This window comes from Streptomyces sp. NPDC107765 (assembly GCF_055657085.1).
This window is the reverse complement of the sequence record NZ_JBVKBL010000010.1, coordinates 184,777-197,479: the sequence shown is the minus strand read 5'-3', so window position 1 is coordinate 197,479 and position 12,703 is coordinate 184,777. Positions and strand designations below refer to the sequence as shown.

The 12,703-nt window shown below is 69.8% G+C and carries 12 protein-coding genes and 1 tRNA gene; 9 read left to right on the top strand and 4 right to left on the bottom strand.

Annotated elements, in window-relative coordinates; translation table 11 throughout:
• Positions 1-10: 10 nt before the first annotated feature.
• Complete coding sequence (locus ACZ7MX_RS24495) at positions 11-511, bottom strand: DUF3830 family protein (protein WP_472135340.1); 501 nt, start codon at positions 509-511, stop codon at positions 11-13.
• Positions 512-683: 172 nt separating this feature from the next.
• On the opposite strand from ACZ7MX_RS24495, the gene ehuB reads away from it, so the two are divergent.
• From ehuB to ACZ7MX_RS24450, 9 genes are all read left to right on the top strand, one after another.
• Entirely contained in the window at positions 684-1,589 is a 906-nt protein-coding gene (ehuB, locus tag ACZ7MX_RS24490; RefSeq protein WP_472135338.1) for an ectoine/hydroxyectoine ABC transporter substrate-binding protein EhuB, read from the top strand.
• A complete protein-coding gene (gene ehuC / locus ACZ7MX_RS24485; protein WP_472135336.1) occupies positions 1,586-2,317 on the top strand; it encodes an ectoine/hydroxyectoine ABC transporter permease subunit EhuC in 732 nt (243 codons plus the stop codon). Before ehuB ends, ehuC begins: the two co-directional genes overlap by 4 nt.
• Positions 2,318-2,349: 32 nt before the next feature.
• Positions 2,350-2,967 (top strand): ectoine/hydroxyectoine ABC transporter permease subunit EhuD, encoded by a 618-nt coding sequence (gene ehuD / locus ACZ7MX_RS24480; RefSeq protein WP_472135478.1) that lies wholly within the window; start codon positions 2,350-2,352, stop codon positions 2,965-2,967.
• Complete coding sequence (ehuA, locus tag ACZ7MX_RS24475) at positions 2,957-3,799, top strand: ectoine/hydroxyectoine ABC transporter ATP-binding protein EhuA (RefSeq protein WP_472135334.1); 843 nt, start codon at positions 2,957-2,959, stop codon at positions 3,797-3,799. Before ehuD ends, ehuA begins: the two co-directional genes overlap by 11 nt.
• A gap of 465 nt (positions 3,800-4,264) precedes the next feature.
• Positions 4,265-4,780: a winged helix-turn-helix domain-containing protein gene (locus tag ACZ7MX_RS24470; RefSeq protein ID WP_472135332.1), complete on the top strand. Its 516-nt coding sequence runs from the start codon at positions 4,265-4,267 to the stop codon at positions 4,778-4,780.
• A gap of 153 nt (positions 4,781-4,933) precedes the next feature.
• Positions 4,934-5,350: a hypothetical protein gene (locus tag ACZ7MX_RS24465; RefSeq protein WP_472135331.1), complete on the top strand. Its 417-nt coding sequence runs from the start codon at positions 4,934-4,936 to the stop codon at positions 5,348-5,350.
• A 113-nt stretch (positions 5,351-5,463) separates the two neighbouring features.
• Complete coding sequence (locus tag ACZ7MX_RS24460; protein ID WP_472135329.1) at positions 5,464-5,928, top strand: hypothetical protein; 465 nt, start codon at positions 5,464-5,466, stop codon at positions 5,926-5,928.
• A 448-nt stretch (positions 5,929-6,376) separates the two neighbouring features.
• Entirely contained in the window at positions 6,377-7,135 is a 759-nt protein-coding gene (locus ACZ7MX_RS24455; RefSeq protein ID WP_030414003.1) for an IclR family transcriptional regulator, read from the top strand.
• Positions 7,136-7,207: 72 nt separating this feature from the next.
• Positions 7,208-7,281: transfer RNA gene (locus ACZ7MX_RS24450), tRNA-Lys, on the top strand.
• Positions 7,282-7,543: 262 nt separating this feature from the next.
• Here ACZ7MX_RS24450 and ACZ7MX_RS24445 read toward each other — a convergent pair.
• From ACZ7MX_RS24445 to ACZ7MX_RS24435, 3 genes are all read right to left on the bottom strand, one after another.
• The gene (locus ACZ7MX_RS24445) at positions 7,544-9,421 is read right to left on the bottom strand and encodes an AMP-binding protein (protein ID WP_472135327.1); all 1,878 of its coding nucleotides are present in this window, start codon (positions 9,419-9,421) and stop codon (positions 7,544-7,546) included.
• A gap of 306 nt (positions 9,422-9,727) precedes the next feature.
• Complete coding sequence (locus tag ACZ7MX_RS24440; RefSeq protein ID WP_388967226.1) at positions 9,728-10,321, bottom strand: lytic polysaccharide monooxygenase auxiliary activity family 9 protein; 594 nt, start codon at positions 10,319-10,321, stop codon at positions 9,728-9,730.
• 757 nt (positions 10,322-11,078) lie between these two features.
• Entirely contained in the window at positions 11,079-12,401 is a 1,323-nt protein-coding gene (locus tag ACZ7MX_RS24435; protein ID WP_472135325.1) for a hypothetical protein, read from the bottom strand.
• Between the last annotated feature and the right edge of the window lie 302 nt (positions 12,402-12,703).

Below are 12,703 nucleotides of genomic sequence, written 5' to 3'. Positions count from 1 at the left end.
CGACGGTCCCTCAGGCGCGCCGGAAGGAGAGGGTCTCCCCCAGGGCGCCGGCCCGCCACAGGTCCTGGCAGGCGTCCGCCATCCGGTCCAGGCCGTCGACGACGCTGCCCCACACGATGCCCGGCACCCAGCCCGCATCACCGTTGATCAGCAGGTTGTTGCGCTCGTAGAACAGCGCCAGGTCGACGACGGTGGCGCGGCCGCGGTGCTTGGCCCCGCGTTCGTACCCGTAGGAGGCGGTGGCCAACTGGGTGTCGCTGAAGGTGAAGTAACACAGGTCGCCGGGGATCGGGGTGATCGTCGGGTTCTCCAGCGGCGGCTCCTCCGGCGCGAACGGCTCGACGAGGGCGTAGATCTCGTTGCGGGCGTACTTGGCGTGGTAGACGTCGCCGCCGAGCGGGAGGGCGTCCCACACGGCGTCGCAGGTGATCGGAGCGCGGTCGTCGAGCAACTTGGCCGTGCAGCTGACGCCGCGCTTGTCCAACGAGACTTCGATGAAGCGATCGGTCATGCTCAGATCGTAGGGGGGCAATACCGGCGTACGGAACAGTTGGGACCAGCAGCGAACATGAACGGACACGCCCCGGACGGGCTTGCATCAAGGGCCGGAAACGATCGGCATATCTGCCGGGCGTTCGGGTAGCCGCGCGCCCATGGCTCCACCACCATGGAACACCTCAAAAATGACCGGCACATTGCCACGCGGCATCCGCCGCCGATCGCTGCTCGCGGGGGTGGCGGCGCTCGGCGCGGGTGCCCTCGGAGCGACCACGGGCTGCTCCCGGGTCGACATCAGCGGCGCGACCGACGGCGGACACCTCCTCGACGACCTGCGCAGCAAGGGCACCGTCCGGATGGGTATCGCCAGTGAGCCGCCCTACGCCTCCATCAACAGCAAGGGCCAGCTGACCGGCGAGGCTCCCGCCGTCGCCAAGACCATCTTCCAGCGGCTCGGCGTCCGGCACTTCGAGCCGGTGCCCGTCGAATTCGGCGCCCTGGTGCCCGGACTGCACTCCTTCCAGTACGACGTGATCGTCGCGGGCATGTTCATCAACAAGGCCCGCTGCGCGGCCGTGCTGTTCTCCGACCCGGATTACGAGTCGAAGGACGCCTTCCTCGTCGCCAAGGGAAATCCGCACAAGATCAAGGACTATCCGGACGTCGCCAAGCGCGGGCTCCGCATGGGCACCGGAATCGGCTACGCGGAAATCGACTACGCGGTCGGCAACGGCGTACGGAAGGGCGACATCCAGACCTACGGCGACCAGATCGCCGGCATGGAAGCCCTGGAGGCCGGCCGCATCGACTGCTTCGCCGGCACCGCCCTGACCATGATCGAGGCGCTCAAGACCGGCCAGCACCCCAAGGTCGAGATGACCCCGCCCTTCACCCCGAAGGTCGACGGCAAACTCCAGCGCGACGGCGGCGGCTACGGCTTCCGCATCGGCGAGACGAAACTCCGCGACGCCTTCAACCGCGAACTTCACAAGATGAAGAAGAGCGGCGAACTCCTGCGCATCGCCAAACCCTACGGATTCACCGAGGAGTTCATGACCGACCTCACGGCGAAGGAGCTCTGCAAAAAGTGACCTCTGCGCTGTGGGAACTCTTCCTGAAAGGGCTGTGGATCACCATCCAGCTGATGGTCTACAGCGCCGCCCTCGCCGCCGCCGTCGCCTTCGGCATCGGCCTCGCCCGCACCTCCCGCTTCTGGATCGTGCGCTTCCTGTCCGGCGTCTACGTCGAATTCTTCCGCGGCACCTCGGCGCTGGTGCTGATGTTCTGGCTGTTCTTCGCGCTGCCCCTGCTCGGCTGGCAGCTCGCCGGCATCTGGGCGGGCACCCTGGCGCTCGGCCTGTCGTACGGCGCGTACGGCTCCGAGATCGTCCGCGGCGCCGTTCAGGCGGTGGCGCCCGCCCAGCGGGAGGCGGCCATCGCGCTGAGCTTCTCGCCCTGGCAGCGGCTGCGGAAGGTGATATTGCCGCAGGCCGTGCCCGAGATGATGCCGCCGTTCAACAACCTGCTGATCGAGCTGCTCAAGGGCACCGCGCTGGCCTCGCTGCTGTCCATCGGTGAGCTGACGTTCCAGGCCAAGCTGGCCCGGCTGTCGACCGGCCAGAGCGCCCAGGTCTACGGCATCATCCTCGTCCTGTACTTCGTGGTCGCGTTCGTGGTGACCCGGATCATGCGGCTGCTGGAACGCCGCGCCAAGGCCTCGGTCGGCCGGGCGGTGCCCCGCGGCGAGGGCTGGTTCTCCCGCAAACTGCCCGTCGAACAGCAGGGACCCGAGGCGCTGGCCACCGGAGGAAAGCCGTGAACAACTGGTCATGGAGCTACGTCGGCGACATCATGCCCGACCTCCTGGCGGGCCTGTGGATCACCGTCCAGGCGACGATCTACGGCTCGCTCGTCTCGTTCGCCCTCGGACTGGTCTGGGCGCTGCTGCTGCGCTCCGGCAGCCGCTGGGTGACCTGGCCGGTCAGCATCGTCGTCGAGTTCATCCGCAACACCCCGCTGCTGGTGCAGCTGTTCTTCCTGTTCTTCGTGCTGCCGAGCTGGGGCCTGACGTTCGCGCCGCTCACCACCGGCGTGATCGGCCTGGGCCTGCACTACTCGACGTACACCTCCGAGGTCTACCGCGCCGGCATCGACGGCGTCCCGCCCGGCCAGTGGGAGGCGGCCACGGCCCTGAACCTGCCGCGCCGGCGCACCTGGATCGCGGTGATCCTGCCGCAGGCCTTCCGCCGGGTCGTCCCCGCGCTCGGCAACTACGTCATCGCGATGTTCAAGGACACGCCGATGCTGGCCGGCATCACCGTCGCCGACATGCTCTTCCAGGCGAACAGCATCAGCGCCACCACCTTCGACTACCTGGAGCCGATCACCGTCGTCGGCATCCTCTTCGTGGTCATCTCCTACCCCACCTCCCTCCTCCTGCGAGCCCTGGAGCGTCGTCTTGTCCGCTGACCGCACACCGCCGAACGACCAGGCCGGCCCCGCGGACGGGGGCCCCTCCCGCACGCAGACCGGGACGGACGCCGAACTGATCCGCTTCGACAGCGTCACCAAGCGGTTCGGCACCCACACCGTGCTCGACTCGCTGGACATGACCGTCTACTCCGGCAAGCACGTCACCCTCATCGGCCCGTCCGGATCCGGTAAGACCACGATCCTGCGGCTGCTGATGACGCTGCTGAAGCCGGACGAGGGCACCATCAAGGTCGGTCCGCACTTCCTGACCCACGAGGAGAAGGCCGGCAAGCTCGTCCCCGCCGGGGAGAAGCACATCCGCGAGGTACGCAAGAACATCGGGATGGTCTTCCAGCAGTTCAACCTCTTCCCCAACATGAAGGTGCTCCGGAACATCACCGAGGCACCGGTGCACGTCCTCGGCCTCGACAAGGACGCCGCCGAGGAGCGCGCCCGCGAACTGCTCGACCTCGTCGGCCTGACCGAGCACCTCGACAAGTACCCCACCCAGCTCTCCGGCGGCCAGCAGCAGCGGGTCGCGATCGCCCGCGCCCTGGCGATGCGTCCCCAGGTGCTGCTGCTGGACGAGGTCACCTCGGCCCTCGACCCGGAACTGGTGGCCGGGGTCCTGGACGTGCTGCGCGACATCGCCCACACCACGGACATCACCATGCTGTGCGTCACCCACGAGATGAACTTCGCCCGGGACATCTCCGACTGCGTGATGATGTTCGACTCCGGCCGGGTCATCGAATTCGGCCCGCCGGAGCAGATCTTCAGCGAGCCGGAACACGAACGCACCCGGGAATTCCTGAGCGCCGTGCTGTGACCGCGCTGCGCACCGCACCGGGAGGTTTTGTGAAAACCCGGTGACCGGCGCCGCCTTCAGGTGGTGTGCCCCGTATCTCCGGGGCGCACCACCTTTCCCATTTCCACCCACCGGCACCCTTGCCCGCCGAATCCCGCAATATCGCCCGGGCCGGCCCGGCGCGCTCGGCTCAACAGTTCCTCAAGTCCCCGGCCTATGGCCGAAAACACGTCTAACGTCTACCGTTCCAGCACTGCCTGCGGACGCACCTGACGCCACCCCATGACCAGGGTGGACGAACGGAGTCGGTCCGTCCCAGGTGTCTGTCCGCAGAAATTGCGACGGGGTCCCTTTTGCATGGGAAGGACAGTGGAGACGTGGACGTCTCATTTCTCGCCACATCAGTCGGCGGCCGGCGAAGAACATCCGGCACGACCCGCCCCGCCCGGCCCGATTTCCCTCCTGGTGCATTCCCGAGGAGCTGATGTGAGCACGCACACCCAGGAGCCGCCGGTCCGCCACCCGGACGCCTACGCGGTGGTCGTCGCCGACACCGTCGACGACGTCGAGCACCTCAACGAACTGCTGCACAGCAATCTGCCGGTCCTCCTCGTCCGCGACCTGGACCAGGCCAGACGCCTGATGGACGGCGAACCGCAGGCAAGCGCGCCCCGGCGTCCGGCCCCGCTCCGGGCCGGCCATCTGGAGATCCGGCCGGACGAACAACGGGCGCTGTGGCACGGCGTCCCGCTGGCACTGACCGCCCAGGAGACCGGGCTGCTGGCCCGCCTCGCCCGCGAGGGCACCGGCGTGGTGTCGTTCCCGCAACTCGTCAGGGACGTCTGGGGAGCGTCCTGCGGGGTGGACACCACGGTGATCCACAGTGCGGTACGCCGCCTGCGCCGGAAGCTGGAACAGGCCGGCGTCGACGTCTGCATCGCCTCGGTCCGCGGCTACGGCCTGCGGCTCGCGCCCCCGGCCCGGAATCCGTCAGCGAACTGACATCGACCCGACATTGGCCACCTCGCCGGTCTGTCCAAGACTGAAGGCGATTCACCGGCGGGGACGCCGCCGAGGGAATTCCGGACCCCTACCGGGATTTCCTCGTGCGGCTCGTCCCCGTCCCGGCCGACGAACAACCGAAGGGGGATACAGATGCGCGTTCACCAGGCAGCCCGCGCACTCCTCGTGAGTGCCGCCACCGTGAGCATTCTGGGGACGACGGGAATGGCGTCGGGCACCGCCCTTGCCGCGGACCACGGGGCCGCGGTGCAGAAGAAGAACTGCAAGGTCTCCGCCTACACCGACCGGGTCGACCGGAAGACCGACAAGTTCGGCAGCGGCGCCATCAAGTGCAACTACAAGCCCGCCTACACCAAGTTCACCGTTGCCCTCTACAAGGGCAAGAAGAAAATGGCGACGGCGCATTGCGAGAGCCACGGCAGGTCCTGTTTCAAGTCGACCCGCGAGGTCAAGGACGACATGCCCGTGCAGAAGTGGCGCACCAAGGTCACCGCCTCGTGGGGCAAGGGCCTGCACAAGACCGTGTGGAGCAAGCCGCTCTACGGCTGAGCCCGCCGCGGCGCACGACCCGGCCACCGGCCACCGGCCGCTGACCACCGACTGCCGACCAGCACCTCACGAACTGCCGACCACCACCTCACGACCAGCAAAGGCAGATACGCATGCGCAGGATCATCGCGGGCACCGCGGGGGCCGCGCTCGCCGCCACCGCCCTGGTGGGCGCCCTGCCGGGCGCCGCCTCGGCCACCGGCAGCGACGTCCACGCCCAGAAGAAGGTCTACAGCCAGAAGGCGAAGCCGACGGGCCGGTCCACCAAGTTCGACCCCTACTGCAACACCGTCTCGAACGGCCGGAAGCAGGCGGGCATGGCCTGCTTCCGGGCGAAGGGTGACCGGGTCTGGATCAAGGACACCCTCAAGGACGGCCTGCGGGTCGAGGTCCGCGGCACGGTCAACTCCAACGGCCAGCCCGGCTACCGCTGTTACGGCAACTACAAGGGCGGCTGGCAGGTCTGCAACTTCGACCGCCAGATGGCCGAGAAGCACGTCTTCCTGTGGTACGTCAGCACATGGAAGGGCAACAAGATCAAGTGGACCAGCGACGAGAAGATGCTCAGGACCTCCTGAGCACCTCGCCGGCCCCGCCGGTCCGACGGGCCGGCGGGGCCGCCTGACGCCGCGTCGGGCACCCCCGCCGCACCGCTGACGGCCCCGCCGGCCCGCTCCGCCCCGCCTGTGGCCTGCAACGAACCCTCAACCGGCCATGAGTTGGCCGAATACCATCGCTCTCCCCGCGCTCCCGGGGCCCTCCCCCGCCGGCCCCGGGGGTGACCGGGCGCCACCGGGACGATCCCACCCCGGGGGCTCGGCTTCGTGACCTTGGCATATGCCAGAGTCTCAAGCCGCAGTACAGAAAACCGAAGCCCGGCTCTTTTCGGTCAAGACCCCCTCCGTCGAGGGCCGTTGACCGCTATCGTGATAGCACCCCGTTGTCCGGGACCGGTCGTCCATGACGTCGTCCGGCCTGCCGACGGCGGTGACGACGCAAGCGGTACCAACCTGCTAGGGGGACACCGTGGCGCTGAAGCCCGAGCCGACCGCGCCGTTCCATTCGGTGCAGTACGCCCTGCGCGTGCTCGAAACGATCTCCAGGCACGCCGACGGCGTGACCGATGTGCAGATCGCCCGGGAAACCGGACTGTCCCCGGGCCAGCTGGCCCACCTCCTGTCGATGCTGCGGCGCGAAGGCTACGTCGAGCAGGTCACCGACGGCGCGTACGTCGTCGGCGAATCGCTCCTGCTGCTGGGATCCGGCGGCAACCGCGAGCAGGCACTGCGCGACAAGCTGCAGCTCACCCTCGACCAGCTGCGGGACTCGGTCGGTGCGGCGGTCTACATCAGCCGGTACATCGACGGCGAGGTCAAGATCCTGCACTACGCCGACGGGCCGCTGGCGCCGAAGGTCAACGAGTGGGCCGAGTTCCGTCGCACGGCACACGCCAGCGCGGTCGGCAAATGCCTGCTCGCGCAGCTCGACCACGACGGCCGCAAGGACCACCTCTCACGCCACAAGACCGCGCGGCTCACGTCCCGGACGATCACCAACGAGAAGGTGCTCTTCCACAAGCTCGACAGCCAGCCGCCCACGGTCCCCGTCCTGGACCTCCAGGAGTACGCCGTCGGCACGGTCTGCGCCGCCGTACCGATCACGGCCGGTTCGACGGTGGGCTGCCTCGCCCTGTCGATGCCCCTGGAACACGCCCACCGCCTCCGCCAGGCCGCCGACACCCTCAACCGCAAGGCCGCGCCGGTCCTGCTGTCGTTGGCGATTTGATCGGGGTGGGGCACTCTCGGCAGGTGGTCATGAGCACCCCTCTCGACCAGGTAGTATTTCTTTCGTCAGCGCGCGCCGCTAGCTCAGTTGGTTAGAGCAGCTGACTCTTAATCAGCGGGTCCGGGGTTCGAGTCCCTGGCGGCGCACGTAGGAAGTGGGCGCCCTCGGTTTCCGAGGGCGCCCACTTCGTTATGCCCACGGACGACGGGTGGCGGGTGGCGGGCTACGGACGGCGGCGGCGCGTGCACCCGGGGGGGGCGGCGGCGAGACGGTGAGCGCGCAGCCGAGGGTGACCGATGGCGATGTGAGTCGAGTCACGCGTACGGGTGGCGGCCGATGAGCCCGACACACGGAGCCGCGCACCGCCTCGCACCGCCCCGCCGGCGGGTAAGGGGGCATCCCGTCCGGTCACCACTCCAGCAATGCCAGCCGGTCGTGCTCGCGATAGACATCCAGCAGCGCGTCCTGGTCCTCCGCCGTGAACCTCCGGTATTCCAGGTGACCCAGTTCTCCCGGCCCGGCCGCGCCCTCCCCTCTTGCGCTCCGCGCCATCGGCCTCCACCACACCGGGTCAGGGCAGCGGAATCCGGCACGGCGCAGTGCCACGCGGTGGATCTTGTTCGTGGCGGTGACCGGCAGCGCTGCCACCGTCCGTACGAACCGGGGCGCCATCTTCGTCCCGAGGTCGGGTTGCGCGGCGAGGAAGGCCGCGAAGTCCTCCCGGTCGAAGCCGGTCCCGTCGCGTAGCGCGAGGGCCGCCATCACCTGGTCGCCGGCCACCGGGTCGGGCACGGCGTACACCGCGACCCCGGTGGCCGGGGCGTAGCGGGCGAGGATGTTCTCGATCATCGCGGCGGCCAGGTTCTCGCTGTCGACCCGCAGCCGGTCGTCGGTCCGCCCGGCGAAGTGGAAGAACCCCTCGGTGTCCCGGAAGAAGAGGTCACCGGTCCAGTACCAGCCCGCCCCGATCCGCTCTCCCGTCGACCGGCCGCGCATGCGGTCCGCGGTCGCCTCGGGATTGCGCCAGTACCCCTCGAAGGAGCTGCGGCCCCGGTTGACCAGCTCGCCGATCGCCTCCTCCCCGTTGAGCAGCCAGCCGGCCGCGTCGAGGCGGGCACGGGGCAGTTCCGCGCCGGTCTCCGGGTCGACGACGGCAAGATCGTCGCCGGGGGCGGGCCGGCCGATGGCGCCGGGCGGAGTGTCCGGGGTGCGCTGGATCGCCGCGCCGCCCTCGGACGAGCCATACCCCTCTATCAGGCGCACGCCGAACCTCTCCGCGAACCGGGCGACATCGACGGCACCCGCCTCGGTGCCGAACCCGGTACGCAGCGGGTGATCACGGTCGTCGGGGGCGGGCGGGGTGGCGAGCAGATATTGCACGGCGCGGCCCACGTAGGTGAAGTACGTGGCGCGGTAGCGGCGCACGTCGGGGAGGAACGCGGAGGCCGAGAAGCGGCGGCGCAACGCGATGCCCGCACCGCCGGCCAGCGCGGGGGCCCAGCCGGCGATCACGGCGTTGCCGTGGAACATCGGCATGCAGAGGTAGTGCACGTCGTCCGGCCGCACTCCGAGGAATCCGACGAGCGAACGGCCGGCGGCGGCCAGCCGGCCCTGGGTGCAGAGCGCGGCCTTGGGCGCGCCGGTGGAACCGGACGTGAAGTAGAGCAGCATCCGCGTCCCCGGCTCCACGCCCCTCCGCCCCGCAACCGCGAGGGTGTCCATGGGCGAGGCGCCTTCGTACGGGCGCAGCAGCTCCTCATAGGCGGGGTCATCGACGATCAGGACTCGCCCGGAGAACGGAATGCCGAGATCCAGTCCGGCGAGCATCGGCACGTAGACACGTTCGGTGATCAGCAACGCGCAGTCGGTGTGCCGGATGTCGCGCAGGAGCTCCGGACCGCGTCGCGTGGGGTTGATCCCGGCCACGGCGGCTCCGGCGAGGGCCGCCGCGCTCAGCCACAGCGGATACTCGAGGACGTTGTCGAGCAGCACCCCGATGTGCGGTTCCGCCCCGCGCGGCAACAGCTCCCCCAGCAGCGCGGCCCGCGCCGCGGCACCCCCCGCCAGCTCGTGGTGCGTCAGCGCCCGCCCCTCGCACTGCGCCCCGACCCGACGATCCCCCCACTGCCCCAGCACCAACTCGGCAACGGTCCCCGCCCCGCGACCGCCCTCCGCACGCCCCCTGCTGCCACTCGTGCCCTTGCCCTTGACCTTGACCTTGCTCTCGTTCTTGCCCTTGCCCTTGCCCTTGCCAGTGTTCTTACCCTCGCCTTTGGCCGCCGTCATGCCGCCGGACTGTAACTGACGTACCGTCAGCTTCCCACCCCCCTATTGGCCCGCGCGACCACATCAAGCGGCCCACTCCTCCCCTCCCCACCCCCGGGCTCCACACCGACCTCAACCCGTGGTACCAACCCGCACCCCCTCACAACCAACCCGTGGTGTGACGCCACCAATCCCCCGCCTCCGTAACGTAATTAACGCCTCCCCGGGAGAAGTCGGGGAGGCGTTAAGGGTAGGAACGCCCGAATCGAGATGGGGAGAGAGGGAGGTCAGAAATGGCAGCCGGTCAGGAGGAGAGGGAGAGGCAGCTCAGGACAGGTCGACGTCCGAGCAGGCGTAGAAGGCATTGCCGGTGTCGGCGATGTTCCAGACCCCCAGGATGAGATGGCGGCCCGACTTCTGCGTGGGGATCGTGCCCTGATGCTGAACGGTCTCACCGGGCCGCGCTCCGCCCATAGGGACCGTCATGAACGGCTCGGGTTCGAGATCCGCGCGGGTGAGGGGCTTGGTCGGGTCGTAGCTGTCCTTGGTGATGAAGTACTCGAAGTCCGTGGTGGCGTGCCGCGCGGTGAGCCGCCAGGTGAAGGTGTAGCCCTGCCCCGGAGTGAGCTTGGTGCCGGGCCACTTGCCGCCACGGGGGTCGTCGAGCTGGGCGAAGTTATCGTGACCCGCTGAGCAGATCTTGCCGTCCGCGGGACCTGCGGCGGGGAAACCCTTGGGCCCCTCGACACTCTGCGGCTCGTACTGAATCGCACCGCAGTCCTTGACGGTGCCGTTGGCACAGAGCGCCTGCCGACTCGGGGGTGCATCGCTGTAGCCGTGACTGGACGCACTGCCCGTCGAGAACAACGAGACACCGACGACCCCGAGCCCGATGACGGCAGCACTGATCTTTTTACGCATGCTTCGCTCCTGAAGAACGTGGGGGAGTTCCATGAGCTGAGTGAAGTGCCGTGCGGTCTAGACCAAGTCGCAGACTAATAAGGCGCGTTGGGCATGTCCAGACCAATGCCATGACTGGATCCATACGGTCACCGGATCAGAGCGGGCGGTGACCGGATCGATGCGGGTGGCGGGCCGATACGGGTGTCGGAGACGGCGCGGGTGGCGGACAGATGCGGGCATTGGAGGCGGCGCGGGCGGCAGATCGGCGCGGGTGCCGGGCATGCGGGCGTCGGAGAAAGCACAGGGTGCTGGGCCGATGCGGGCGATGGAAGCAGTGTGAGCGACAGATCGGCTCATGCGGCGGATCGACGCGGGTGCCGGCGACGCGGCTGCCCGATCGACGCGGCCGTCCAGCCGACGTGGTGACTGTCTCGACGCGGTCACCAGATCGACGGCGTGTCCGGACCGATGTCCAGACCAAGTCCAGACCAATGTCCAGATTAAGGGGGTGGGGAGGGGCGGGGGCGGGGGGGCGGGGGGCAGGGGCGGGGCAGGCCCGGGGGAGGTTCGGGGACAGGGGTGGGACGAACCGACGAGAAGGTTCGGGACGGGGTCGGGAGGAGCCGAGGGGGCGCGGCCAGGGGCCAGGACGAGCCGAGGGAGGTTCGAGGACCAGGGGCAGGACGAGCCGAAGGGGAGGTACCGGGACCCGGGGCCGGGACGGGCCCAGGGAGGCTTTGGGGCAGAAAGGCGGGCGGCTGGAGGGAGGGGTGGGTTAGGCCGCTGTGGGGAGGGGGGTGGTGGGGCGGGCGGCGGTGTGGACCAGGGCGGTGTAGGTGCGGCGTAGGGCGATGAGGGATTCCTGGGCCTCGCGGTAGACGGCGGCGTCGGGGCCACCGCGGTGGGCGAGGGTGCGTACGGGCGCGCAGTGTCGGTCCATCGCACTGAGCCAGGCGCGGTGCTGGGCCGGGAGATGGCGGCGCAGGAGTTGGCGGCGGCCCTCACCCATGCGGCGGCCGCCGATGCCCAGTACCGCGTCGGCGGCCTGGAGTACGGGCGGCTCCAGGGCACCCTGTTCGACGAGCGCAGCGAGCACCGCGCGCTGCTGCGGAGTGGCCGGCGCAGCCGCCAGGTGCGCCGCCTCCGCGTGGAGTTGGGCGCGCAGTGCGTGCTGGACCCGGACCAGGCGGCGGAGGGCCGTCGGCGTGGAGGAGTCGTCGGGCGAACGGCCCGCGAGGGTCTCGGCGAGCCGCAGCAGCCAGATCCCGTGTGCCTCCAGGCGGGTGGCGGCGAGCATCAGCCGGTCCAGACGGCTGAGCGGTTGCCCTTCGGGGGCCCAGCGCACGATGGGCACGAGCTGTTCGGTGCGGGCCAGTTGGTCGATGGGGATGTGGCGGCGGGGCTTGCGTTCGGGGGCCCAGTTATGGAGGGCGAGGGTGGGCAGGGCGACGAACTGGTCGTGGTCGATGCGGTGCGCGATGGCCGCCCACAGTTCGAGGAACGCCTCGTCGGCGACCTCGCGTGCGGCCGGCGCCTGCGGGTCCAGTCCGCACCAGCCGCACGCCACCGCGATCACGGCGATGCGCATGGCCGCGGCTTCCGCATTACGCGGCGAGAGGCGGGAGACCCGCTGCCGCAGGGCGGACAACACGTCGTCGTGATGGGCACGTTCAACGAGTGCGACGGCGGTCTCGCGGTCGGGGGCGGTCGCGGCGGAACGTGCCATGGCGTCCAGCCGGCTCCACGTTCCGATCATGGAACGGACGGGTGGCCGCTCGGGCAGGAATCCGTGTAGGCGGGGGTCGTGGCCCGCGCTCTGCTGGGCCTGGCCGCCGGTGCCGCCAGTACCGCCGGTGCCGCCGGTGCCGCCGGTGCCGCCGGTGCCGCCGGTGCCGCCGGCCGACGTGTCCGCTTCCGTTCCGCGCCGTGCCGCCGGTACGGAGCGGGGGGCGGGTCGGGGGTCAGTGCCGGTGGCGTCGGTGAGGGTAGCGGGGGCGGCATCGTCGGCGACAGCGGTGGCGGTGGCGTCGGCAGGGGTAGCCGGGGCGGCGGCGGTGGCGGAGATGCCTGCGCTGCGTCCGGATGAGTTGGGGGGCACTGTCGGCACGTGGGTCGCTGGCGTCTCGGACTGCCCGGGCGTCACCCCCGTCCCGGCAGCCGCACTCCGAGCCGTCCCTGTCTTGGCGGTCCCCGTTCCTATCTTGGCGGCAGCCGGTCCTGTCTTGGCGGCATCCGACATCGCCCCCGTCCCCGCTGTCCTCAGAGCCGCTCCCGTCTCGGCCGTCCCCGGAGTCGCCGCCGCCCGAGCAGTTGCCGTCCCGTCCGCCCCGGAAGCCGACGTCACGGCCGCCGCAGGTGTCGCTTGCGTACCTGGAGTCGCTGCCGTCACTGCCGTAGCCC

What these genes read in the sequence shown, in the direction of transcription:
- ACZ7MX_RS24495 (WP_472135340.1), bottom strand. Translation starts at nt 511, where the DNA reads ATGACCGATCGCTTCATCGAAGTCTCGTTGGACAAGCGCGGCGTCAGC.
- ehuB (WP_472135338.1), top strand. Translation starts at nt 684, where the DNA reads ATGACCGGCACATTGCCACGCGGCATCCGCCGCCGATCGCTGCTCGCG.
- ehuD (WP_472135478.1), top strand. Translation starts at nt 2,350, where the DNA reads ATGCCCGACCTCCTGGCGGGCCTGTGGATCACCGTCCAGGCGACGATC.
- ACZ7MX_RS24465 (WP_472135331.1), top strand. Translation starts at nt 4,934, where the DNA reads ATGCGCGTTCACCAGGCAGCCCGCGCACTCCTCGTGAGTGCCGCCACC.
- ACZ7MX_RS24460 (WP_472135329.1), top strand. Translation starts at nt 5,464, where the DNA reads ATGCGCAGGATCATCGCGGGCACCGCGGGGGCCGCGCTCGCCGCCACC.
- ACZ7MX_RS24445 (WP_472135327.1), bottom strand. Translation starts at nt 9,421, where the DNA reads ATGACGGCGGCCAAAGGCGAGGGTAAGAACACTGGCAAGGGCAAGGGC.
- ACZ7MX_RS24440 (WP_388967226.1), bottom strand. Translation starts at nt 10,321, where the DNA reads ATGCGTAAAAAGATCAGTGCTGCCGTCATCGGGCTCGGGGTCGTCGGT.